The following is a 21,943-nucleotide window of genomic DNA, read 5'->3' on the forward strand; positions in this document are numbered from 1 at the left end:
ACGGTCTCCTTATTGTTGCGCTGCAATATATTTCTTTCCAAAGCGGCGTAAATACCCTATGTTCCGCGGCAAATTGACATCTCCAAAAACTGGAAATTTATCACGTGATCAAGCCAACGCTTGCCGCCGTTACCGGCCTGTTTTCTGCCGGACGCAACAGCGCTGACCCTATTCGGTTTACGCCGGGCCGGATCAAGACCGAACTGCTGTCCGGTCTGACTGTCGCCCTCGCCCTGGTGCCGGAGGCTGTGGCCTTCGCCTTTGTCGCGGGTGTGCATCCGCTCGTCGGACTTTATGCGGCCTTTATCGTCGGGCTGGTGACGGCGCTGATCGGCGGCCGTCCGGGAATGATCTCCGGCGCGACCGGCGCGCTGGCCGTTGTCATGGTCTCCCTCGTCGCATTACATGGGGTGGAGTATCTCTTCGCGACTGTCGTGCTGATGGGCATATTGCAGATTTTGGCAGGGGTGTTCCGCCTTGGGAAATTTATCCGGCTGGTGCCACATCCGGTGATGCTTGGCTTTGTGAACGGTCTTGCCATTGTGATTTTCATGGCGCAGCTAACCCAGTTCAAGACGGTCGATACGTATGGCGAGATTGTCTGGATGACAGGCTTGCCGCTTGTCATCATGCTGGGCCTTGTGGCCGCGACCATGGCGATCATCTGGCTGATGCCGAAGGTAACAAAAGCCATTCCGGCGCCCCTTGCCGGCATTGCTGTCATCGCCGGGATCGTGATTTTCTTTGGCATTGATGTGCCGCGTGTCGGCGATCTGGCCTCCATCAAGGGCGGCCTTCCGGAATTTCATATCCCGATGGTACCGATTAATCTGGAAACCCTGAAAATTATCTTCCCCTTCGCCCTGATCCTTGCGGCGATTGGCCTGATCGAGAGCTTGTTGACCCTCAACCTCGTCGGTGAGATTACCGAACAGAGCGGCGGCGCGTCGCAGGAATGTGTGGCGCAAGGCCTCTCCAACACGATTACCGGATTTTTCGGCGGAATGGGGGGCTGTGCCATGATCGGGCAGTCGATGATCAATATGAAATCGGGCGGGCGCACGCGCCTTTCGGGCATCGCCTCGGCGCTCTTCCTGCTTGCCTTCATCCTTTTCGCCTCCCCAATGATAGAACAGATTCCGCTTGCCGCGCTTGTTGGTGTGATGTTCATGGTGGTGATCGGGACGTTTGCGTGGCAGAGCTTGCGGATCATGCGGATCATTCCGCTCTCCGATACGCTGGTTATTATTCTTGTGACGGCGGTGACGGTTTTAAGCGATCTGGCCGTTGCGGTTGTCGTAGGCGTTATTGTCTCGGCGCTGGTCTATGCGTGGAACAACGCGCGGCGCATTCATGCTATCTCGGAAATTAATGAGGATGGCGCGAAGGTCTATAAGATCGAGGGGCCGCTCTTCTTTGGCTCCACCGATGGCTTTGCGGAGATTTTTGACATCAAGGGTGATCCCGACCTGGTCATCGTCGACTTTATGAACAGCCGGGTGGTGGATCAGTCGGCCTTGCAGGCGATTGAGGTGTTGGCGTCGAAATACAACGCGGTCGGCAAGCATATCCAGCTTCGCCATCTGTCGCGCGACTGTCACCGTTTGCTGAACCGTGCCGGGCAGTTGATGGTTGATTCCGATGACGATCCCAATTATGGCGTTGCCGTCAACTATTCGGTCAAGACAGGAATATTGGGCGGGAATCACTAGGCGCCAGATCGATCTTGCCTTTGCCGGGTTAGGTCCTATTGTTGGGGATATTCACTCTCAACAATCGGGACATAACAATGCTGAACAATAAAATCATCCTGATCACTGATGCGCTGCATTTTCTGGGCAAGACGGGCAGCCGTGTCATGACGGCAGAGGGCGCAACGGTTTATGCGCAGGACGAAGCCTTTACCGATGCCGCGACGCGCGCAGAGTTCGAAGCGGACATTCCGGGCACGAAAGCCCTTGCCGAGCAGGACCCCACGGAGATTGTCGATAAGATCATCGCCACCGAGGGGCGGATCGATGTGATGATCAATAACGACGCGTTTCCTGCGCTGAAGGCGTCCATTGATGAGGCGGATATCGGGGACTTCCGCCGGACGGTTGAGAACCTGATGGTGCGCGGCTTTCATTTTGCGAAGGAAGCCTCAAAACATATGAAAAAGGCGGGGCAAGGGAAAATCCTGTTTATTTCATCCGCCGCGCCGAAAAACGGTATTCCCAACTACTCCATGTATGTGGCAGCGCGAGGCGGGACAAATGCCCTTGCGCAGACTCTCGCCAAGGAACTCGGGCGATATAATATTCAGGTGAACGCGCTTGCGCCGAATTTCGTTGAAAGCCCGGATTATTTCCCGAAAGAACTGCTGGAGAATGAGGCCGCGTTCAAGAAGATCACCTCACAAATTCCCTTGGGCCGTCTCGGCACGCAGGAAGAGGCGGGCAACTACCTTCTCTTTCTCGTCTCCGACAAATCAAACTTCATTACCGGGCAGGTGCTTTATTTCGCGGGCGGCTGGGCGTAACTTTACGCTTTCGGCTTCTGGGTGAGGGGCATAAGGCGGGTGACATGGCCCATCTTGCGGCCCTCCCGCGCCTGCTTTTTGCCATAGAGATGCAGGCTGTTCTCAGGGTCCTCCAACAGGGTGCCCCAAGCCTCGATCTCGTCACCGATAAGGTTTTTCATCACTGCGTTTGAATGGCGGGCAGGATCACCGAGAGGAAGGCCGCAGACGGCGCGGATGGCCTGTCGATACTGGCTGGTGGCGCATCCCTCAATCGTCCAATGACCGGAGTTATGTGGCCGGGGGGCCAGTTCGTTGACGAGGATCTGGTTATCCTGTGTGACGAACATTTCCACCGCCATCAGCCCGATAAGCTCAATTTTCGTGGCAATTCTCTCGGCCATCTCGATGGCTTTTTCGGCAAGCCAGTCCGGGATATCGGCGGGCGCGAGGGTGACATCGAGAATGTGGTTCTTGTGCCGGTTCTCCACCGGGCAAAAGGCGGCGGTTTCCCCGCCGGGTTGCGGGCGACAATGGCGGAGACTTCCATCTTGAAATTGACACGCCCCTCAAGAATGGAGGGGGTGTCCTTCATCTCGGCCCAGACCTTATCGAGATCGCTGGCGCCGGTGATCTTCACCTGTCCCTTGCCATCATAACCGAGCCGCCGGGTCTTCAGGATCGCCGGGGCCTTGATCTGCTTGACCGCCTGGATCAGTTCCTCCATGGATTCCACATTCGCGAAGGTCGCCGTACCGATGCCGATATTGTTGATGAAGCTCTTCTCGAATAACCGGTCTTGCGTGATTTCCAGCACTTTTGCGCCCGGGCGAACCGGCACGATCTTGCTCAGGAATTCGACTGTATCGGTCGGGATATTCTCAAACTCCAGCGTGACCACATCGACGCTTTTGGCAAAGGCGGTGAGGGCCTCCTGATCGCTGTAGCTGGCGACGGTAGAGCGATGGCTGACCTGCGCGGCGGGGCTGTCCTCCTCCGGGCCGAAGACATGAACGAAATAGCCCATCTCAGCGGCGGCAATGGCCATCATGCGGCCAAGCTGTCCGTCTCCCAGAATGCCTATATGTCCACCGGGTGCAACTGTTGTCATTTTTACTATTATGCCTTTATTTGGGCTCGTTGGCCACGGCTTCGGTTTGTCGCATGCGCCAGTCATTGACGGCCGTCGCATAGGCGTCGTTTTCAAGGGCGAGGATTTGCCCGGCCAGCAGTGCGGCATTGATCGCGCCCGCCTTACCAATGGCGAGGGTGCCGACGGGCACGCCGCCGGGCATCTGGACGATGGAGAGAAGGCTGTCCATGCCTTTCAGCGATTTGCTTTCGATTGGGACACCAAGAACGGGAAGCGCCGTCATGGAGGCCGCCATGCCCGGAAGATGCGCCGCGCCGCCGGCGCCGGCGATAATCACTTTCAGGCCGCGCGCCGCGGCATGGGTTGCATATTCATAGAGACGGTCCGGCGTCCGGTGTGCCGAGACAATTTTAGACTCGAACGGAATTCCCAGCGTTTCCAGCGTGTCGGCGGCATTCTTCATGGTTTCCCAGTCAGACTGGCTGCCCATGATAATCCCGACTTCTGCTTCCCGGTTGGTCATAGATTGCACTTCCCTGTTGTGACCTTGACGGTTTGAAGCAGGCGATTATAGGCATGCCGGCCAAAGACGCAAGTGAAGGTTGCTGTCATTTCAGGCGGGACGTGCATTTGTAGCGAAAGCGGCGGAACACTTTGAGTTCTCAGTTAAATTGTTATACAGTTCCGCCTAATAAATCACCTATGAAGGGCAAGGGAGAAGTCATGAAAATCGGATCAGGCGGTCGGAACCGCCCCGTGACAAGTGGCACGAACAGAAAAACCGGAAAAACCGGTACGAAGGGTCTTTTTACATCACCCCGACAGATCGACGACAGCGCTTCCGTCCTTGGTATCCCGGATACAGAACTTACCCCGCGCGTGCAGGTCGCGATCCGCAAGCTGATGGCGGAAGTGGATGGATTGCGGGAGAAGGTCAAGGAACTGACACGGCGCGTGAGCGAGGCGGAGCATATTGCCGATCAGGATCCACTCCTGCCGATATACAACCGTCGTGCCTTTGTGCGCGAACTGACCCGTGTGCAGGCCTCGGTTGAGCGGTACCAGACCGAAGCGAGCCTCGTTTATCTCGATCTCAACCGCTTTAAGTCAATCAATGACGACCTCGGTCATGAGGCGGGGGATTATGTGCTCTCTCAGGTCGCACTCCGGCTGAAAGAAAGCGTGCGCGATACAGACATTGTCGGGCGTCTCGGCGGGGATGAGTTTGGCCTGATCCTGTCGCGCACGAAGGCAGAGGATGCGCGCAATCTGATTGACCGGCTGCCGAAACTGTTCGCGGAAAACCCGATTATCTGGAAAGGGGCCTCGCTGAATACGTCGCTTTCCTCAGGCGTCGTCTCCATCCATTCCGGCCAGAATCCGGAACAGACATTAAGCGCTGCCGATAGCGAAATGTATAAGGAAAAGCAGCAAAGCAGCCATCCCGACGCGTAAGCCGGACGAGCGGCTCAATCAGGCGATAATATCCGGCAGCATCATATTTTGCGTCGCATAGATCTGGTCCTTCAGGATCAGCTTGCGCTTTTTCAACCGTTGCAGTTGCAGCGAGTTGTAGTTACCGGTTTCGATCAGGGCGTCTATTGCCCGATCCAGGTCGCCATGTTCGGTTTTCAACTGTTCCAGCTCCGCGCGCAGCATTTCCTGCTCGTCAATTTCCGCCATGATAAAAAGGCACTCCGACAACTATTTTCCAATGAAGCGACAGCTATGCTACCCTAACGCGGGCAACGATGTAGCGTGACGCGAATATTAGCACTTTTCCGCGCCAAAGCCTAGGGTCAGGCATTCAAGTGCAGATGTTTTTTTGAAGGGGGAGCTGTTCAGGATGGCGATTTTTTCCTCGGCCGTGTTTCCGCCCAGTCAACTCTGGGATTATGCGGTCAAGCTTTATAACGATGCCGAGGTGTCAGCGGCATGCCTGCGCCTGCAGGATCGGCGCGCCCTGGATGTGAACATGCTGCTGTTCTGTGTTTGGACGGCGGCGAGCGGGCGCGGACGGCTCAGCCCGGAAGAACTTGAGACCGGGATCGAGGCGGGGATGCGTTGGCAGGCCGAGGTGGTCGCGCCGCTCCGTCATGTGCGCCGCTACCTGAAAGGGTCAGTCGTTCCTGCTGACGGTCGCCTCGCGTCGGAGCTTCGCCGGGGAGTTTCGGACAGCGAACTTTTCGCCGAGCATATGGAAATCCAGTTCCTGAATGAAATCCTGAAACGCCCCGCGACAGGCTCCTTCGGTGCGGAGGAGCGCGGGGAGGCCGCGGCCGATAACCTCGCCGCCTATCTCAATCATGTCACGGAAATCATCGATACTGATGATTTATCTGATCTTTTGCTGATCTGGCAGCAGGCTTTCCCGGAGGCGGACCCACGTCTGACGGGTCTGTTCGGTTCCTAAATTCAAACAAGAAAAAGAGTAATGAAACAGAATAAACGATTCCATTTTAGCCTTTTCCCTCTGATTGCCCTTGTTGTTGTTAGCCTCGCTACCTCTGTCAGTGCGGCGAGCAAGGAAGACGACCTGCGCGATGCATTGAACAAGAACGGGCAGGCCTGCGCCCAGAAGGGCGATCAGAATTGCGCCACTGTTTGTCAGTCGGCTTCCCAAAATCTCGCGGATAAGGCCCTCGCGAGCAATTGTTTCTGGCTCTCCAAGAAATCTGCGATGAGCGGGAAACTCAAGAGAGGGGATCCAACGTTCGAAAAGATGCGGCAGCAAAGCAGGATTTGTACCGGTCACCGAGATGCCCCTTGTGCAAAGGCCTGCAATGCCGCGGCGCAAGATCCGGCGAATGCTCAACTGGTCGCGCAATGTAACGCCGAATACCAGCGGATCGTAGCTGCCAACCCGCCGCCCAAGGCCAAACCGGAGGCAAGCATGACTCTGGCGCAGCGCATCGCCCTGATGAAGGACAAGGGGGCCTATTGCAAGGTGAAGGAAAGCTATAGTCACGACGCCGGTACGCGGCGGGCGATTATGAACTGCAAGAGAACCTGTCTGGACAAACGGATTAATAACGCAAATTATACCGAGAAAATGCGGGAGAAGATGGCCGGCCAATGCGAGACGGCCTATTACAACGTCTATAAAAAGCTCGGGAAGTAGGGGGCGGTTACGCGCCGTCCTTCAGCCCCCGCCATTCCCGCGCGAGGGAATTTTCCAGCCCCATCAGGTTGAGCAGATGGCCGGTGAACTGATCAATGATCTCATCGATCGTCTGTGGTTTCGTGTAGAAGGCGGGGACCGGCGGGGCGATGATTGCACCCATCTCCGATAGTTGGGTGAGGGTGCGGAGATGCCCCGTGTGAAACGGTGTTTCCCGCACCGCCATGGATAAGCCTGCGGCGCTCTTTTAAACAAACATCTGCGGCGCGGGTGAGCAGGCTGCTGGTGACTCCCGTCGCGATTTCCGACATCGTGCGGACGGAGCAAGGCACAACCACCATGCCCATGGTCTTAAATGAGCCGGACGCGATGGTGGCGCCAATATCGGCGGATTTATGGAAATGGGACGCAAGCGCTTTCACGTCGGAAACATTCATGTCCGTTTCCTGCGTGATGGTGATTTCCCCTGCCTTGGAGATAACCAGATGGGTCTCCACGTTGAGTTTCTGGCAGGCCTGAAGCAGGCGAATGCCGAGTTTTGCGCCCGACGCCCCGCTTATACCGATTACAAGTCGGTGGTTTTCCATCGCGTTCCGATTTTCGGTCAAAATATTCTTCCCCGGAGGCATTGATTCTTGGTCATGCAGTTCATAATTCTGTAATATAGAGTTGTCTAGCGCTGGCTTGCCAGCATCCTGTCGTTTCTAACAAAGGAGATACACTATGAGCACAGCAGATCATGTCGCACAGCTGACCGAAAAACACCATCAGATCGAAGAAAAAATCGAGAATGAACTGGCCAGCCCGTCCGCAGATCATGTGCATATCAGTGAACTCAAACGTGAAAAACTCAGGCTAAAAGAGAGGATATCGACGCTCTCGGCGGAAGGGAAAGTCACCCATTAAGCAGCGGGTTACCTCCGTTTCCTGACCCTTTCAAATGACATGTAAGAAGCGCTGAAATTCGTTTCGGCGCTTTATTTTTGCGCTTCGGCCGGGATATGGGAGCCGGATGATCCAGTCCCTTTGGACCGGGGTGGCTGGCCCTGCTGATGAGAAGGAAAAATAGTTTGATTGAGGGGCTGGCGCGGGCAGTATTTATGGTTAATATAGGCGTCAGACGCATTTGGTGATTCGTCAAGTTTTATTTTTTCAAAAGTTTTCCACAAGCTGTTGACGCGATAAGCAGCTTTATACAATATATAGTGGCCGCGCGCGAAATCGACGGCATATTGAGTTCAATTAACGACCGCAATAACCGCTTATTTTTGTAATTATCGGAACAGAAACACAGCTTATCCGGAAATTGTTACAAAAATAAGGCACGTTGAACGATATTTTATTACAAATTTGGGCGAAAATCGCCGCGTAACGAGACGAAGATTATAGGGGTAAGGCGGATGCTGGATACGGTCGACATGTTAACAGATATTGTACAGGTAAAGGATGGCGCGCGGGTCCAGATTGACCACAGCCGCGACAAATATCTGACAGAATTCGGCAAGGCCGTCTTGAAGGACCGTTACCTGCTGCCCGGCGAAAGCTTCCAGGACCTGTTCGGCCGGGTGGCGAGTGCCTATGGCGAAGGTGATTCCCACGCGCAGCGCATCTATGAGTATATCAGCAAGCTCTGGTTCATGCCGTCAACGCCGGTTCTCTCGAATGGCGGCTCAACCCGCGGGCTTCCCATCTCGTGCTTTCTCAACGAATCCAACGACAGCCTGAAGGGGATTGTCAATCTCTGGACTGAGAATGTCTGGCTGGCGTCCAAGGGCGGCGGCATCGGCAGCTATTGGGGCAATCTCCGTTCCATCGGCGAAGGCGTCGGCGCGGTCGGCAAGACGTCGGGCGTGGTGCCGTTCATCCGGGTGATGGACAGCCTGACCCTCGCCATCAGTCAGGGCTCGCTCCGTCGTGGGTCCGCGGCCGTTTACCTGCCGATCTCCCATCCGGAGATTGAGGAATTCATCGAGATCCGTCGCCCGACCGGTGGCGATCCCAATCGCAAGACCCCGAACCTGCATCACGGTATTCTCGTCTCCGACGCCTTCATGCGCGCGGTCGAGGAGGATAGCGAGTGGGCACTGACCAGCCCGCATGATCATGCGTTTGTCCGCACGGTGAGTGCGCGCAGCCTGTGGATTCGTATCCTGACGGCGCGGGTCGAGACCGGCGAGCCCTATATCATCTTCAATGACCGGGTGAACGCCCAGATGCCGGAGCATCACAAGCTCGCCGGGCTGGAAGTGAAAACCTCTAACCTCTGTGCGGAAATCACGCTCCCCACAGGGATTGATCATCTGGGCAAGGAACGCACGGCGGTCTGCTGCCTGTCCTCGCTCAACTTAGAGAAATATGACGAGTGGGAAGGGCAGGACGGCTTTATTGAGGATGTCATGCTGTTCCTCGATAACGTTTTGCAGGACTTCATCGACCGCGCACCGGACGAGATGGAACGGGCGAAATACGCCGCCGCGCGGGAACGCAGTGTCGGCCTCGGCGTGATGGGTTTCCATTCATTTTTGCAGGCCAAGCGCGTGCCGCTGGAATCGGTCATGGCGAAAGTCTGGAACCGCAAGATCTTTACCCATATCCAGAAGGGCGTCGATGCGGCCTCGAAATCCCTCGCGGACTTGCGGGGCGCCTGCCCGGATGCGGCGGATTACGGCTTTAACGAGCGGTTCTCCAACAAGACGGCGATCGCGCCGACGGCCTCCATCTCGATCATCTGCGGCGGTGCCAGCCCGGGGATTGAGCCGACGGCCGCCAACAGCTACACCCACAAGACGCTCTCAGGCAGCTTCAACGTGCGCAATCCGCATTTGAAGCGGCTGCTCGCCGAGAAGGGGCAGGATAACGAGGATGTCTGGAGTTCCATCACCGTCAAGGAAGGCTCCGTCCAGCATCTCGATTTCCTCGATGATCACGAAAAGGACGTGTTCAAGACCGCGTTCGAGCTGGATCAGCGCTGGATTATCGAACTGGCCGCCGACCGGACGCCGATGATCGACCAGTCGCAGTCCGTCAACATCTTCCTCCCCGCCGATGTGCATAAGCGCGATCTGCACCAGATTCATTTTCTGGCGTGGAAGCAGGGCGTCAAGAGCCTCTACTACTGCCGCTCTAAGTCCATGCAGCGCGCGGAGGTTGTCGCGACCAAGGAGGAACTGCCGAAGGAACTCCGCGAGCTTGCCGCGAGCCTTGCGCCCGCTGTTGCCGAGGCCGTGGAAGCCGCCGGTGAAAGCACCGATTACGAAGAATGCCTCGCCTGCCAATAGGGCGGGGCCGTTCCCAACCGATTACGTTATAGAATGAAACCATCCCATGTCGCTTCTTGATGCCAAGCCGGTCTACAAACCCTTCTCTTACCCATGGTGCTATGATGCCTGGCTGAAACAGCAGCAGATTCACTGGCTGCCGGAGGAAGTGCCGCTCGCCGATGATGTGAAGGACTGGCACAACAACCTGACCGAGTCGGAGCGGCATCTGCTGACGCAGATTTTCCGTTTCTTCACCCAGTCGGATATCGAGGTCAACAACTGCTACATGCGCCACTACACCCGCGTGTTCAAGCCGACCGAGGTGCAGATGATGCTCGCCGCCTTCTCCAATATGGAGACGGTGCATATCGCCGCCTATTCGCATCTGCTCGACACCATCGGCATGCCCGAGACGGAATATTCCGCCTTCCTCCATTATAAGGAGATGAAGGACAAGTACGACTATATGCAGCAGTTCAATGTGGAGAATAAGTCGGAGATTGCGAAAACCCTCGCCGTTTTTGGCGCCTTCACCGAGGGGTTACAGCTGTTCGCGAGCTTTGCCATCCTGCTCAACTTCCCGCGCACCGGCAAGATGAAGGGCATGGGACAGATCGTCACCTGGTCCGTCCGGGACGAGAGCCTGCATTGCAACTCCATCATCAAGCTGTTCAAGACCTTTATTGACGAGAACCCGGAAGTCTGGACGAAGGAATTCTGTGAGGAGCTCTACCAGACCTGCCGCGAGATCGTCATCCATGAGGACGCCTTCATCGACCTTGCCTTCAGTGCCGGGGATATCGAGGGGCTGACGGCGGAGGAGATCAAGGGCTATATCCGCTATATCGCCGACCGCCGCCTGACCCAGCTCGGCCTCGATGAAATCTACCATATCGAGAAAAACCCGCTCCCCTGGCTCGACGCCATCCTCAACGCCGTCGAGCACACCAACTTCTTCGAGAACCGCGCCACGGAATACTCAAAAGCCGCCACAAAGGGGACATGGGACGAGGCGTTTGCTTGATTAGATAACTCTATCTATGGCAGTATAATGGAAGGTAAAATTCTAGGAAAACATTCTGCCAGACGATTGGAGAGCATGTGCGATTTGTTTCTATTTGCTTTTTTGCGTTGCTTTTGACCTCTTGCCTTACGGTGGAAAGCAAATATCCAAGAACCGGCCCCGGTGCCGCTGCGGCAATTTCTGACGGAGAATATTCGCAGGGTGTGCGTATCTTGGAAAGTCTTGCCGATGATGGTGATTCAAAAGCTATGACCACTCTGGGTTTACTCTATTATCAGGGAAGGGGAGTTGACCAAAACTATGAAAAGGCCATGGATTGGCACTTGAAAGCCATGGAAAATAGTGACCCCGATGCGTTGAATAATATTGGGGTTCTATATCGGGACGGACTTGGCGTTACCCGAAACAAAAAAATCGCCTATACGCTATTCCTATTTACACATATGGCATCAATAGGCGATGCAGGCACGCAAATGAGGGCTAATCGAAATCTAAGGCGTGAAGTTGACGTATTAGCTGGAGAAGATACGAAAGAAGCGCTTTGCTATACTTGGAAATATGTTTTGGCATATGTCCGCGCCCGCGGAGAGCTTGAAGAAATACCGTCCAATGTGCGGCCAGAAAATGGCGCTAAAAGACTGAAAGACTTTGGCTGGTGGACTCCGTCGGAGAGTGAAAGATTGAGGTATGATTGCCCGCCGCCGTGGAACTGATTGAAGCCAGACCTGCTCCCTTGGCTGGACAGCATCTTCAACGCCGTCGAACACACCAACTTCTTCGAGAACCATGCGACGGAGTATTCAAAGGCGGTAACAAAGGGGACATAGGAAGACGCGTTTGCTTGAGGAGTTAGTCGTGTGAATAAGGCCAGCTTTTTGTGTCGGTTTTACTAGGCTTCCGTCGTTTCCACGTCTTTCTTTGAATCATCAACGAATTTTCGCAATCCATTTTTTAGGAGCTGCTGAATAACCCAACCGAATTCTGTAAACCGATATGCGATTTGGCCCTTGTCAAGTTCCCCGGCAATTTCGATTATCTGCTTATCCAGCAATCTCGGCAGCGCAATAGATTGCCAAGTTGCCATTCTTTTCAATTCATCTCCGAAAACATTATGTCTCGGGAACTCAAATGTTTTTCTTAAATAAACTACTTCTTCGGCTGACAATTTAGAAATTGCCATTTTGATGCGGGCGTCACGAAAATAGTTAGTCTCACGAACCCGATCTTTCAGTTCTGAATGCAGCGCATCGACCGCATTCTGCGTGTTTGCAAAGTCTATGTGCATATGTGGAATTGTACTTACATCGAACAAAAAATGATCTTTATCATCCCGAATTAATAGAACTTCCTGCGGTTGTCTGCATGCCAATGCTAGCCCGACTTCATATAGTACATTTCCGTTTCTATATGCTTCTCCAGTTTTAGAATCTTTCCCCAACGTTGAAACATCTGCTAGTACAAGCTGTGAATGGGCAATGCCTTCCAAAATATCTGTATGTATTGACTCACCTGTTTTAGAATTATCCACGCGATATGAAGAAAGATTTTTTCCGTTGATGGAAATTGTCTCAATAGCTGGCTTAATAATACGTTCATATCTGTCTTGATAGGCAGGCGAAAAACTCATTGCGACAAACACTTGTGGCTTTAATTCTAAACGCCAGTATGTGTTCAAGTATGAATTTGGATGCATAACACGGTTCCCTTTTTTACTTAAGAGAGAATTATACGAAAATAATTACAATTGAAAAATTGTATTTTATGAAGGTTGATGCGGCACCCCTCAAACAAACTTCCTCAAAAACCCGCGCCCGCATAACACTCCGTCTTTTGCCTTGGGCTATCCGGGCGGGGCGGTTAGGATGGGCCGTAACGGAAGCAAAGGGCGGGGCGGGCGATGGACAAGAAGGCATATAAGAAAGAGTTGGTCAGGTTGCAGATTGAGCTGGTAAAGCTGCAGCGGCATATCATCAAGCATGACCTTAAAATCCTGATCATCCTGGAGGGGCGGGATGCCGCCGGCAAGGATGGCACGATCAAGCGCATTACTGAGCATCTCTCCCCGCGGGAGACGCGGGTTGTCGCCCTCGGCAAGCCCTCCGACCGGGAGCAGGCGAGCTGGTACTTTCAGCGCTACGCGTCGCATCTGCCGGCGGCGCAGGAAATGGTCCTCTTTAACCGGAGCTGGTACAACCGCGCCGGGGTGGAGCGGGTGATGGGTTTCTCCACCGACACGGAGTATGAGAGTTTCATGGGCTCTGTCCTGCCGTTCGAGCATCTGCTGGTCAAAAGCGGTATCCAGCTGTTTAAATATTATCTCGATATCTCCAAACCGGAGCAGATAGAACGGCTGGAGGATCGGCGGCAGAACCCGCTCAAGACCTGGAAGATTAGCCCCATCGACGCGGTGGCCGTTGAAAAATGGGAGGAGTACAGCGCCGCCCGCAACGAGATGCTGGCCCGCACCCATAACCCGGTGACGCCCTGGCATGTGGTCCGCGCGGACAACAAGAAGCAGACGCGGCTCAACGTCATCCGCCATATCATGGCCCATGTGGAGTGCCCCGATAAAGATGAGCATCGCGCCCATCCCGATCCGGACATCATTTTCGAATATGACGAGAAGCACCTGAAAAGCGGCGCTATCGCAACCTAGAGGGTTGGGCTACGCTATCAGGAGCGGGGCCGTCCTATTTCGAGGGTTTGCGGTTGATGTTCAGCGAAACCTTGCCAGCGTTGGAATCGGAGGTGGCCAGAACCTTGGCCTTCACCTGTTTCGGCTTCTTGATTTCCTTGTTTCCGCGCTTATTGTTGCCTTTGGACATCTGTTTCCCCTTTCAAGAGAAGTTGGTCGCAAAATACACGGATATATATGTGCCGGTGGCGGGCGTTTGTCAGGCGCTCCGGTCGGCATTCCGACGCCTCAATCCGGTGGGGGCGGCGAAATTGTGAGAAGATGGCGGCTCGTCCCCTGATCCTGTGCGGTCGCCTTTATAAGGCGGGGCGCCGGGTGTCCCGGGCGGGGGTCATTTCCACGCGGGCATTATATCACATTTTTACAAAATACAGCGTTATTTTCGCACCGATCGATACAAATTTCAGAATATTATTTTGGCCGCCCGCCGCGTCAGACGGAGCGGGTCAACCCTCCGTCAATACGGATATTCTGCCCCGTAATATAGGCCGCCGCGTCTGAGGCCAGATAGCTCACCATGGCCAGAGACTTCCTCCGCCTTGCCATAGCGGCCCATGGGGATGCGGGCGCGGCGATCCTCGGTCTCGGGCAGGCTGTCGATAAAGCCAGGGAGGATATTGTTCATCCGCACATTGTCACCCGCGAACTTGTCCGAGAACAGCTTGGTGAAGGAAGCAAGTCCTGCGCGGAACACGCCCGATGTCGGGAAGAGCGGGTCGGGCTCAAACACCGCGAAGGTGGAAATATTGATAATTGTCCCGCCTCCTTGCTTGGCCATGATTGGCGCGACCATCCTTGCAGGCCGGATGACATTCAGAAGATACACCTCCATCCCCTTGTGCCAGTCCTCATCGCTGATCTCCAGCACGTCGCCCTTGGGGCCATGCCCGGCGGAATTGACCAGCACATCGACGCGGCCCCATGTCTTCATCGCCAGATCGACGAGTTTTTGAAGATCCGTCTTTTCCAGGTTGGAGCCGGTAACACCGACACCGCCGAGTTCTTCGGCGAGTGCCTCGCCCTTACCGGAGGAGGAGAGGATTGCGACCTTAAAGCCGTCGTCCGCGAGTTTGCGCGCCGCATCCGCGCCCATACCGCTGCCGCCTGCCGTGATAAGAGCCACTTTTTCCGATGCCATTATCTTTCTCCCGGTTGATCATTTTCTCCACTATAGGCGGACGCTCTATCTTTTCCATTTATTTCGGCTAAACTTGCGGTGAAAAGGAGAATAAAGCTGTGCAACGCCGCCTGAGCGCCATTCTCGCCGCCGATGTGGTGAATTATTCCCGTCTGATGGGCGCGGATCAAACCGGCACGCTCGCGGCGCTCCGGGCAATGCGCAGGGACCTGTTCGAACCAGCCGTTGCCAACCATCGCGGCCAGATCGTCAAGCGCATGGGAGATGGCTGGCTGGTCGAATTCGCCAGCGTCTCCGATGCGGTTGACTGCGCGATGCAGGTGCAGGAAAGGCTCGCGGACCATGATCTCCTCCGCCTCAGGATCGGCATCCATATCGGTGAGGTGATTTTCGAGGAGGAGGATATCTATGGAGACGGCGTTAATATCGCCGCACGGCTCGAAGCGCTGGCCGAGCCCGGAGGGCTGCTGATTTCCGATAGCGCGCGGAACAGTCTCGATGGCAAGGCGGCGGCGGTCTTTTCGGACGGCGGGCCGCAATCGCTCAAGAATATCGTGCGGCCGGTTTCCGTCTGGCGCTGGTCGGTCGGCGGCGTCGCGCCCGCGGGCGTCACGGAACCTCTCGCGCTGCCCGAGAAACCGTCCATTGCGGTGCTCCCCTTCACCAATATGTCCGGCGATCCGGAGCAGGACTATTTCGCCGATGGTATTACCGAGGATATCATCACCGAGCTGGCCCGCCTCCAGAGCCTGTTCGTCATCGCCCGCAACACCAGCTTCACCTTCAAGGGGGAAAGCCGCAATATTCAGGATGTCGCGCGGACGCTTGGCGTGCATTACGTGCTGGAGGGCAGTGTGCGCAAAGCGGGCAACCGGGTGCGCGTGACCGGTCAGCTGATTGACGGCAAGAGCGGCGGCCATGCTTGGGCGGAGCGGTATGATCGCGATCTTGCCGACATCTTCGCGGTTCAGGACGATGTGACGGACAAGATCGTCAAGGCGCTGAAGGTGAGCCTTGTCGGCGCAGACGAACTGCCGGAGCGGGCGGAGACAGCGGCGCCCGAGGCTTATGACTGCGTTCTCCGCGGGCGCGAACAGTACCGGCTCTTTACGAAAGAGGCGCTGGCCAATGCCCGCGCCCTTTACGAGCGGGCCATCGCCATTGATCCGGCCTATGCCGCGCCCTATGCCGGTCTTGCGGAGGTATGTCTGCATGAATGGTTCCTTGGCAATTCGGCGGCAATTGACACGACATTCGAGCTGGCGCTGAAGGCGGCGAGCCTCAATCCCGACCTGCCGCTGGTCTATGAGGCGCTCGGCAATGCCTATCTGTTCACCGGCCGCCATGACGAGGCCATTGCGGCTTTCCTGCGCTGGATCGAGCTGGAACCGAACAGCGCCGAGGCCTATGCCAACCTTGCCGGGGCTCATGTGTTCAACGGCGATCCGGAAAAGGTCCATGACCTGATCGCGAAGGCGTCGCGCCTCAATCCCGTCTATCCCTTCTATTATCCGCTGTATCGTGGTCAGGCCTATTTCGTCGCGGGCCGTTATGAGGAGGCGGCGGATTTCATCACGCGGGCGGCGGATCTCAATCCGGCCTCGCCGCATCCGCCGATGTGCCTTGCCGCCAGTCTCGCCCTTCTAGGTCGGGAGGAGGAGGCGAAGGCCGCTGTCGCCGCGACCTATGCGATCATTCCGGACGCGCGCCTCGGTTCCGTTCGGAAGAACCTGCCGTTCCGGCGGCCGGACGATCTTGACCGCCTGCTCGGCGCGATGCGGCGCGCGGGATTTACCGACTGACGGCTAGCTCCGCTCCAGCCATTTGAGATGAAGCGATGCCGCGAGCGAGATCAGAGAGGCGATGAGCATGAGGATTATAAGGGGTATGCCGCCGCTTTCTTCGGTCGTGATGGCGCCGGTGATGCTGGTCAGCGCCGCCCCGATCCCGACCGACAGCGCACTGACCAGGCCGACCGCAGAGCCTGCAAGATCAGGCCGGATGGAGAGAACCCCGGCATTGGCGCTTGGCATGGTCAGGCCGTTGCCGACGCCAACCAGCATGACCGGCCCAAACAACGTATAGGCATTGATGATACCGCCGAGGAAGAAAGCGAGGCTGATAATCATGCCGACGGTCGCAAAAACACGCCCCGAGATCATCATGGTGGTGAGTGAAAAGTGCTGGGTCAGGCGACCCGAGATAAAGGTTCCCAAGGCAAATCCAACCGTAATTAGACCCATATAGATCCCGAGAACGGCAGGCGACAGGCCGAGCAGCGTAATGGCAACCAGCGGCACGCCGGCGATAAAGATATAGAAACCGCCGGTCGAGAAGGCCATGCAGATGGCGTAATCCCAGTAGCGTCCGGTCATCAGCAGATCGGGATAGCTTTTGAACTGCTTTGTGAAACTCTCACTTTTGTGCTGGTTGGTTTCACCAAGATCGACCCAGCAGAGCAGCAGCGTGGCCGCCCCAAAAAGAGCATAGACAATGAAATTAGAGCGCCAGCCAAACAGCTCATCCAGCACCCCGCCGACCATTGGCCCCAGCATCGGCGCGAGGGACATGCACATGGTGATGAAACTTATACGCCGCGCGGCCTCCTTCGCCTCGGAGGTGTCGCGCACCACGGCGAGGGCGACGCCCCAACCCGCGATAATCGCTCCCTGAAAGACACGGGAAACAAGGAAGACATAGACATTTTCCGTTGTCGCACAAACGCAGGAAGCGACGGTGAAAACCGTGAGCGCAACCAGCATGACCGGCCGCCGCCCATAGCGGTCCGAGAAGGGGCCGATGATCAGCGTCAGGATCGCCGTAATCCCAAGATATCCGGCGATGGCGAGGGTCAGAAGGGCATATTCCGCCTCGAAATCCAGAGCCATGTTGGCAAGCGAGGGCAGGAACATGTTGAGTGACAGTGTCGCAAGCGCGGGCAGCATAATCAGCGTAAGCATCCGGGGCGGTGTCGTGGCGGCAAGTGACATTCTTATTCTCGTTATTTTACTGCAAAAAAAAGCCCCCGAGAAATTGGAGGCGCAGGGGAAACGGTCTGGTGTCCGTTACCGTTCCATGCGCAGGCTTGTCACCACAAACACGTGTGGCTTGATTTGAGATTTTTCTTCCATATGAAGCAGGCTAGGGCCAGCTTGCTGTAGCGTCAACCAAAAAGAGTTCGCGGACAAATTAGCGCGACATTGAAGTCCGTATTGCGTTTTCACATCAATTGTTTCTCGCTGGCGATGGGTATGGCTTGTAATTAATCCGTGATAGTCTCTACACTCCGTTAGAGGCAAACTGGCGGAGTTGTAGTTAGCAGACAGGAGAATATGATGGGTCGGATGACCAGCCTAGTTCTGATCATTTTGGGCATGTTCATGTTGACGGCCTCTCCCGCACTGGACGGAGGATCGGGCGATGGAAAAGCAGATTGATGCGGCCTTTGCCGCCGGGGACCTACCGGGGCTGCATGGGGTGCTTGTCCTTCATAAGGGAGAAATCCTGGCGGAGCGCTATTATGAGGGGCCGGACGAGAATTGGGGGCGACCCATCGGTGTTCGTATGCTTGATAAGAACAGCCTCCATGATCTGCGATCAGTGACAAAAAGCATCGTCAGCCTGCTCTATGGCATCGCGCTCGGCGAGGGGAAGGTGCCGGGCCTTGATGAAAGCGTCATTGCACAATTTCCCGAATATGCCGATCTTCAGAACGATCCCGAACGGCGGAAGATCACGATCCGCGATACTCTTGCGATGACTATGGGAACGGACTGGAATGAAAACCTTCCCTATACCGATCCGCGAAACAGCGAAATTGCCATGGAAATGGCGGCGGATCGCTACCGCTATGTCCTCGACCGTCCAATGGTACATGAGCCGGGTGCGCGCTGGACTTATAATGGCGGGGCGACGGCGCTCATTGGCCATCTGATTGCCCGGGGCACCGGTATGCCGCTCGATGACTACGCCCGCGAGAAGCTGTTCAAGCCGCTGGGCATTGAAGATTTCGAATGGGCCAGGGGGCGGACGGGGTCCCCTCCGCGGCCTCCGGCTTGCGGCTGAACATTCATGATCTGGCAAAAATCGGACGCATGATGATCGATAAGGGCAACTGGAACGGGATGCAGGTCGTCCCCGCCGAGTGGGTAGTGGAGGCGACAACGCCGCAGGCGACGCCGGAGGCCGGTATTCGCTACGGTCTTTTCTGGTGGCTGGCGGGCGAGGGGGAGCCGCCCTATTGGGCCGCGGGCTTCGGCAATGGCGGACAGCGGCTGATGTTCGGCGCGCGCAATGACCTTGTCGTCGCAGTCTTCGCCGGACGCTATAACGATCCCGAGGCTTGGCGTGTTCCGGTGAAAGTTATTCTCAATTTCGTTCTTCCGAACATTCGAAATCAATAGCGCACTAGCCGCACGCCGCCTCGGCCCTCGGCATCACCACGGTCTTCGCCTGGATCGGCCATGGCCGGGGTGATCAACCTGATCATCGTCGGCGCGCTCTATTTCACGATCCGGCGGAAGTCCGGCCCGACGCTGAGCGCCGCACCCGCCTGACGCCTGCCGCAATTACCTGCCGAAAAGGCGCTTCGTGGGATCGCTCATCATCTCGAATTTCGCATTGGCGACGCGGCCCTCGGCATCTTCCGAATAAATCTCCTGGAGCCGGTCGAGGAAATACATTTTGATCGGCGCCTTGTTCTTGATCTCGATCGTGCCGCGCTCGGTGAAGTCGAAATAGGGGGCGGTCTGGCGGTAGACGCGCTCGGAGACATTGATCTTTCCGGCCTCCCCATGTGCTTCCAGCCGCGCCGCCACATTCACCGCATCGCCCCAGATATCATAGGTGACGCGCGTGCGCCCGACGAGACCGGCAATGACCGGGCCGCCATGCAGACCGATGCGGAACTCAAAAAATGGTAGCCGCAGCTTCTGCCGCTCCGCCTTGAGTTGTTCCGCCGCCGCCTGCATCGCAAGCGCGGCGAGGCAGGCCTTGACCGTATGCAGCCGGTCGGCGCTCGGCACGCCGGCGACTGCCATATAGGCATCGCCGATGGTCTTGATCTTTTCAAGGCCGAATTGCTCCATGACGCGATCGAACGCCGCGAAATAGCTATTGAGCATGCCGATGAGCATGGCCGGTTCGGCCTTTTCCGTGAAGCTCGTAAATCCGACGACATCGGCGAAGAGAATGGTCGCATCGTTGAAGAAGCGCGGCGCGACCTTGTCATTTTCGAGAAGCTCCCGGGCGATCGGCTCGGGCAGCATATTCGAGAGCAGGTTATCCGCCCGCGCCTTTTCCCTCTCCAGCGCCGCATGGGCGCTGTCCAGATCGCGCATGGTCTGGTCGAGCTCGATGATGCGGCGGCGATATTCCAGCTGGGCCATGGTCTGGTGGGCGAGGCGGCGGATCGCCTCCTGGCATTCGAAGGCCAATTCGCGCGGCTTGAAGTCCATGACGCAGATGGTGCCGATGGCAAAACCGTCCGGCGTCACCAGCGGCATGGCGCAATAAAAGCCGAGGAAGGGATCGCCGACCACAAAGGGGAAATCCTTGTAATAATCGTCTTCCTTAAGATCCGGGACAAGAACGAGTTCGGAGCCGCAGACAGTTACCGAACAGAAGGCAATCTCCCGCGGGCAGCCCTCAAAATCGGCGGGCAGCCCGTATTTCGACTTGAACCAGAAACGGTCGTCCTCGATGAAGCTGACATAGGCGATGGGGCAATCGCAAATCTGCGCGGCGAGCTGGCAGATATCCTCGAACGCTGCCTCCACGGGCGTATCCATGATGCGATAGGAGCGTAGGGCCGCGTTACGTTCGACTTCGTTTTCCGGGACGGGATAGGTCAAATCGAAGCCTCTCGCTTTTGAAGGGCCGGGCATTCAAACGGTGGCGCCTATTGCATGGTGACGTCGTTCTTCATGCTGTAGAGAATGAAGAGTACCTCTTCCTTCTCCCGCTGGCCAACATTGTTTTTTTCGAGCGCGTCCATGGCATCGTCGAGGACGGCGATGAATTCGGAATTGCTGATGTTCATGGCTTTATGGACAGAGACCATGTCCGGGCCGGTATAATTATTCGGTCCGCCTGTTCCCATGATAAAGAAATCAGACGCAGACCGTTTCGCCTTCGCCACATCGGTTTCGGCAAACCGCTTCGCGATTTCCGGGTTGCTGACATGGTTATCGACCAGCACGTCCACGATTTTTTCAATTTTCTCAGTGCCGCCCAGCCGTTCGTAAAGTGATGCGCCCATGATCCAAATTCCTGTTTTCCGTTTCCTGAAGGGAAAAGCTAGGGCATGATGCAAATGCCGTCCAGTTCAGAAACTGTACCGCGCCTCAGGACCATATACATTTCTTAAGCAGGACATGACGGTCGCCAACGAACAGAGAAGGAGACCGTCATGCAGGCAAGCTATCGACAATTCTGCCCCGTTGCCATGGCCGCGGAAATCCTCGGGACCCGCTGGACCATCGTCCTGATCCGGGAGCTGGTGGCGGGCTCTACCCGGTTCAACGACCTCCGCCGTGGCCTGCCCAGGATGTCGCCGGCGCTGCTTTCGCGGCGGCTGAAGGAACTGGAAATTGCCGGAATTGTTGAAAAGACAGCCGCAGCTGCGGACCGAAGCCGCCATGAATATCGCCTGACGGAAGCGGGTCGCGATCTGAAGGCGGTTATCGAGAGCATCGGCATCTGGGGCCAGAGATGGGTCAGGACCGACCTGGCGCTCGATAATCTCGATCCGAACCTGCTGATGTGGGACATGCGGCGCAACCTCAAACCCTCGCCGCTGCCGTCGGTTCGCAATGTCGTCGAGTTCCATTACACCGACTTGCCCTCGTCACAGGAATACTGGTGGCTGATCGTCGAGCCGGATGGGGAGGTGGATATCTGTTCCGTCGACCCGGGCTTCGAGGTTGAGCTCTACGTCCGGACGACGCTCAGAACCATGACCTCCATCTGGATGGGATTCTCGACCGTCGCAACGGAACGCAAGACGGAATGCCTTGTCCTTGAGGGCGATCCCGGGCTCGCGAAGAACATGCAGACATGGCTCGGCCTTAGTCATTTCGCCAGTGAGAAAAAGCGCATCTAGCGGGGTCGGT

The 21,943-nt window shown here is 56.2% G+C and carries 22 protein-coding genes and 4 pseudogenes; 15 read left to right on the forward strand and 11 right to left on the reverse strand.

Going from position 1 to position 21,943, the window contains the following annotated elements:
• Positions 1–137: 137 nt before the first annotated feature.
• Both AC0L73_RS17230 and AC0L73_RS17235 read left to right on the forward strand, forming a co-directional pair.
• Positions 138–1,712 carry a SulP family inorganic anion transporter gene (locus AC0L73_RS17230; RefSeq protein WP_473655465.1) on the forward strand — a complete coding sequence of 525 codons (1,575 nt, stop codon included), beginning with the start codon at positions 138–140 and terminating at the stop codon, positions 1,710–1,712.
• Positions 1,713–1,789: 77 nt separating this feature from the next.
• The gene (locus AC0L73_RS17235) at positions 1,790–2,521 is read left to right on the forward strand and encodes an SDR family oxidoreductase (RefSeq protein ID WP_473654379.1); all 732 of its coding nucleotides are present in this window, start codon (positions 1,790–1,792) and stop codon (positions 2,519–2,521) included.
• 2 nt (positions 2,522–2,523) lie between these two features.
• Here AC0L73_RS17235 and AC0L73_RS17240 read toward each other — a convergent pair whose 3' ends face one another.
• From AC0L73_RS17240 to purE, 3 genes and pseudogenes are all read right to left on the reverse strand, one after another.
• Positions 2,524–2,682, reverse strand: coding sequence for a hypothetical protein (locus AC0L73_RS17240; protein WP_473655466.1), 159 nt, complete (start codon positions 2,680–2,682; stop codon positions 2,524–2,526).
• 126 nt (positions 2,683–2,808) lie between these two features.
• A pseudogene (locus AC0L73_RS17245) lies at positions 2,809–3,740 on the reverse strand (5-(carboxyamino)imidazole ribonucleotide synthase); the annotation flags it as partial.
• Complete coding sequence (gene purE / locus AC0L73_RS17250) at positions 3,628–4,116, reverse strand: 5-(carboxyamino)imidazole ribonucleotide mutase (protein WP_473654380.1); 489 nt, start codon at positions 4,114–4,116, stop codon at positions 3,628–3,630. The pseudogene AC0L73_RS17245 and the gene purE, both read right to left, overlap by 113 nt.
• Positions 4,117–4,316: 200 nt before the next feature.
• On the opposite strand from purE, the gene AC0L73_RS17255 reads away from it, so the two are divergent.
• Entirely contained in the window at positions 4,317–5,048 is a 732-nt protein-coding gene (locus AC0L73_RS17255) for a GGDEF domain-containing protein (protein WP_473654381.1), read from the forward strand.
• An 18-nt stretch (positions 5,049–5,066) separates the two neighbouring features.
• Here AC0L73_RS17255 and AC0L73_RS17260 read toward each other — a convergent pair whose 3' ends face one another.
• Positions 5,067–5,276 (reverse strand): YdcH family protein, encoded by a 210-nt coding sequence (locus AC0L73_RS17260; RefSeq protein ID WP_227951678.1) that lies wholly within the window; start codon positions 5,274–5,276, stop codon positions 5,067–5,069.
• A 163-nt stretch (positions 5,277–5,439) separates the two neighbouring features.
• Between AC0L73_RS17260 and AC0L73_RS17265 the strand changes: the two genes are divergently transcribed.
• Positions 5,440–6,006 (forward strand): TIGR02444 family protein, encoded by a 567-nt coding sequence (locus AC0L73_RS17265; RefSeq protein ID WP_473654382.1) that lies wholly within the window; start codon positions 5,440–5,442, stop codon positions 6,004–6,006.
• A gap of 21 nt (positions 6,007–6,027) precedes the next feature.
• On the forward strand, positions 6,028–6,714 hold the full coding sequence (locus AC0L73_RS17270; RefSeq protein ID WP_473654383.1) for a hypothetical protein: 687 nt from the start codon (positions 6,028–6,030) through the stop codon (positions 6,712–6,714).
• Positions 6,715–6,721: 7 nt separating this feature from the next.
• Here AC0L73_RS17270 and AC0L73_RS17275 read toward each other — a convergent pair.
• Positions 6,722–7,301 (reverse strand): annotated as a pseudogene (locus tag AC0L73_RS17275) (UbiX family flavin prenyltransferase).
• Between the two features lie 136 nt (positions 7,302–7,437).
• On the opposite strand from AC0L73_RS17275, the gene AC0L73_RS17280 reads away from it, so the two are divergent.
• The 5 genes and pseudogenes from AC0L73_RS17280 to AC0L73_RS17300 form a co-directional block, all read left to right on the forward strand.
• Positions 7,438–7,620: a YdcH family protein gene (locus AC0L73_RS17280; protein WP_473654384.1), complete on the forward strand. Its 183-nt coding sequence runs from the start codon at positions 7,438–7,440 to the stop codon at positions 7,618–7,620.
• Positions 7,621–8,132: 512 nt separating this feature from the next.
• A complete protein-coding gene (locus AC0L73_RS17285; RefSeq protein ID WP_473655467.1) occupies positions 8,133–9,992 on the forward strand; it encodes a ribonucleoside-diphosphate reductase subunit alpha in 1,860 nt (619 codons plus the stop codon).
• Between the two features lie 46 nt (positions 9,993–10,038).
• On the forward strand, positions 10,039–10,998 hold the full coding sequence (locus tag AC0L73_RS17290) for a ribonucleotide-diphosphate reductase subunit beta (RefSeq protein ID WP_473654385.1): 960 nt from the start codon (positions 10,039–10,041) through the stop codon (positions 10,996–10,998).
• 212 nt (positions 10,999–11,210) lie between these two features.
• The gene (locus tag AC0L73_RS17295) at positions 11,211–11,711 is read left to right on the forward strand and encodes a tetratricopeptide repeat protein (RefSeq protein ID WP_473654386.1); all 501 of its coding nucleotides are present in this window, start codon (positions 11,211–11,213) and stop codon (positions 11,709–11,711) included.
• A 15-nt stretch (positions 11,712–11,726) separates the two neighbouring features.
• Positions 11,727–11,825 (forward strand): annotated as a pseudogene (locus AC0L73_RS17300) (ribonucleotide-diphosphate reductase subunit beta); the annotation flags it as partial.
• A 62-nt stretch (positions 11,826–11,887) separates the two neighbouring features.
• On the opposite strand, the gene AC0L73_RS17305 reads toward AC0L73_RS17300, so the two are convergent.
• The gene (locus tag AC0L73_RS17305) at positions 11,888–12,691 is read right to left on the reverse strand and encodes a hypothetical protein (RefSeq protein WP_473654387.1); all 804 of its coding nucleotides are present in this window, start codon (positions 12,689–12,691) and stop codon (positions 11,888–11,890) included.
• A 204-nt stretch (positions 12,692–12,895) separates the two neighbouring features.
• Between AC0L73_RS17305 and ppk2 the strand changes: the two genes are divergently transcribed.
• Positions 12,896–13,654 carry a polyphosphate kinase 2 gene (gene ppk2 / locus AC0L73_RS17310; protein ID WP_473654388.1) on the forward strand — a complete coding sequence of 253 codons (759 nt, stop codon included), beginning with the start codon at positions 12,896–12,898 and terminating at the stop codon, positions 13,652–13,654.
• 34 nt (positions 13,655–13,688) lie between these two features.
• Here the strand turns inward: ppk2 and AC0L73_RS17315 are convergent, their stop codons facing one another.
• Both AC0L73_RS17315 and AC0L73_RS17320 read right to left on the reverse strand, forming a co-directional pair.
• Positions 13,689–13,823 (reverse strand): hypothetical protein, encoded by a 135-nt coding sequence (locus AC0L73_RS17315; protein WP_473654389.1) that lies wholly within the window; start codon positions 13,821–13,823, stop codon positions 13,689–13,691.
• Positions 13,824–14,125: 302 nt separating this feature from the next.
• Positions 14,126–14,831 (reverse strand): annotated as a pseudogene (locus AC0L73_RS17320) (SDR family oxidoreductase).
• Positions 14,832–14,929: 98 nt separating this feature from the next.
• Between AC0L73_RS17320 and AC0L73_RS17325 the strand changes: the two are divergent.
• Complete coding sequence (locus AC0L73_RS17325) at positions 14,930–16,633, forward strand: adenylate/guanylate cyclase domain-containing protein (protein ID WP_473654390.1); 1,704 nt, start codon at positions 14,930–14,932, stop codon at positions 16,631–16,633.
• Between the two features lie 3 nt (positions 16,634–16,636).
• On the opposite strand, the gene AC0L73_RS17330 is transcribed toward AC0L73_RS17325, so the two are convergent.
• Complete coding sequence (locus AC0L73_RS17330; RefSeq protein ID WP_473654391.1) at positions 16,637–17,821, reverse strand: multidrug effflux MFS transporter; 1,185 nt, start codon at positions 17,819–17,821, stop codon at positions 16,637–16,639.
• A gap of 430 nt (positions 17,822–18,251) precedes the next feature.
• Between AC0L73_RS17330 and AC0L73_RS17335 the strand changes: the two genes are divergently transcribed.
• Both AC0L73_RS17335 and AC0L73_RS17340 read left to right on the forward strand, forming a co-directional pair.
• On the forward strand, positions 18,252–18,896 hold the full coding sequence (locus AC0L73_RS17335; protein ID WP_473654392.1) for a serine hydrolase domain-containing protein: 645 nt from the start codon (positions 18,252–18,254) through the stop codon (positions 18,894–18,896).
• Positions 18,887–19,234: a hypothetical protein gene (locus AC0L73_RS17340; protein ID WP_473654393.1), complete on the forward strand. Its 348-nt coding sequence runs from the start codon at positions 18,887–18,889 to the stop codon at positions 19,232–19,234. Before AC0L73_RS17335 ends, AC0L73_RS17340 begins: the two co-directional genes overlap by 10 nt.
• A 165-nt stretch (positions 19,235–19,399) precedes the next feature.
• Here the strand turns inward: AC0L73_RS17340 and AC0L73_RS17345 are convergent, their stop codons facing one another.
• Positions 19,400–20,683, reverse strand: a complete 1,284-nt coding sequence (locus AC0L73_RS17345) for an adenylate/guanylate cyclase domain-containing protein (protein WP_473654394.1) — start codon at positions 20,681–20,683, stop codon at positions 19,400–19,402.
• A 47-nt stretch (positions 20,684–20,730) separates the two neighbouring features.
• Positions 20,731–21,090 carry a group I truncated hemoglobin gene (locus AC0L73_RS17350; protein ID WP_227951692.1) on the reverse strand — a complete coding sequence of 120 codons (360 nt, stop codon included), beginning with the start codon at positions 21,088–21,090 and terminating at the stop codon, positions 20,731–20,733.
• Between the two features lie 150 nt (positions 21,091–21,240).
• Here AC0L73_RS17350 and AC0L73_RS17355 point away from each other — a divergent pair, with 150 nt between their 5' ends.
• A complete protein-coding gene (locus tag AC0L73_RS17355; RefSeq protein WP_473654395.1) occupies positions 21,241–21,933 on the forward strand; it encodes a winged helix-turn-helix transcriptional regulator in 693 nt (230 codons plus the stop codon).
• The last annotated feature ends 10 nt before the right edge of the window (positions 21,934–21,943 follow it).

It is taken from the genome of Sneathiella sp. D3-11 (genome assembly GCF_055809395.1).

Coding starts and splice junctions, on each gene's coding strand:
- AC0L73_RS17270 (WP_473654383.1), top strand. CDS start 6,028: ATGAAACAGAATAAACGATTCCATTTTAGCCTTTTCCCTCTGATTGCC.
- AC0L73_RS17240 (WP_473655466.1), bottom strand. CDS start 2,682: ATGAAAAACCTTATCGGTGACGAGATCGAGGCTTGGGGCACCCTGTTG.
- AC0L73_RS17330 (WP_473654391.1), bottom strand. CDS start 17,821: ATGTCACTTGCCGCCACGACACCGCCCCGGATGCTTACGCTGATTATG.
- AC0L73_RS17355 (WP_473654395.1), top strand. CDS start 21,241: ATGCAGGCAAGCTATCGACAATTCTGCCCCGTTGCCATGGCCGCGGAA.
- AC0L73_RS17335 (WP_473654392.1), top strand. CDS start 18,252: ATGGAAAAGCAGATTGATGCGGCCTTTGCCGCCGGGGACCTACCGGGG.
- AC0L73_RS17255 (WP_473654381.1), top strand. CDS start 4,317: ATGAAAATCGGATCAGGCGGTCGGAACCGCCCCGTGACAAGTGGCACG.
- AC0L73_RS17350 (WP_227951692.1), bottom strand. CDS start 21,090: ATGGGCGCATCACTTTACGAACGGCTGGGCGGCACTGAGAAAATTGAA.
- AC0L73_RS17305 (WP_473654387.1), bottom strand. CDS start 12,691: ATGCATCCAAATTCATACTTGAACACATACTGGCGTTTAGAATTAAAG.
- AC0L73_RS17265 (WP_473654382.1), top strand. CDS start 5,440: ATGGCGATTTTTTCCTCGGCCGTGTTTCCGCCCAGTCAACTCTGGGAT.
- AC0L73_RS17315 (WP_473654389.1), bottom strand. CDS start 13,823: ATGTCCAAAGGCAACAATAAGCGCGGAAACAAGGAAATCAAGAAGCCG.
- AC0L73_RS17280 (WP_473654384.1), top strand. CDS start 7,438: ATGAGCACAGCAGATCATGTCGCACAGCTGACCGAAAAACACCATCAG.
- ppk2 (WP_473654388.1), top strand. CDS start 12,896: ATGGACAAGAAGGCATATAAGAAAGAGTTGGTCAGGTTGCAGATTGAG.
- AC0L73_RS17285 (WP_473655467.1), top strand. CDS start 8,133: ATGTTAACAGATATTGTACAGGTAAAGGATGGCGCGCGGGTCCAGATT.
- AC0L73_RS17235 (WP_473654379.1), top strand. CDS start 1,790: ATGCTGAACAATAAAATCATCCTGATCACTGATGCGCTGCATTTTCTG.
- purE (WP_473654380.1), bottom strand. CDS start 4,116: ATGACCAACCGGGAAGCAGAAGTCGGGATTATCATGGGCAGCCAGTCT.
- AC0L73_RS17290 (WP_473654385.1), top strand. CDS start 10,039: ATGTCGCTTCTTGATGCCAAGCCGGTCTACAAACCCTTCTCTTACCCA.
- AC0L73_RS17260 (WP_227951678.1), bottom strand. CDS start 5,276: ATGGCGGAAATTGACGAGCAGGAAATGCTGCGCGCGGAGCTGGAACAG.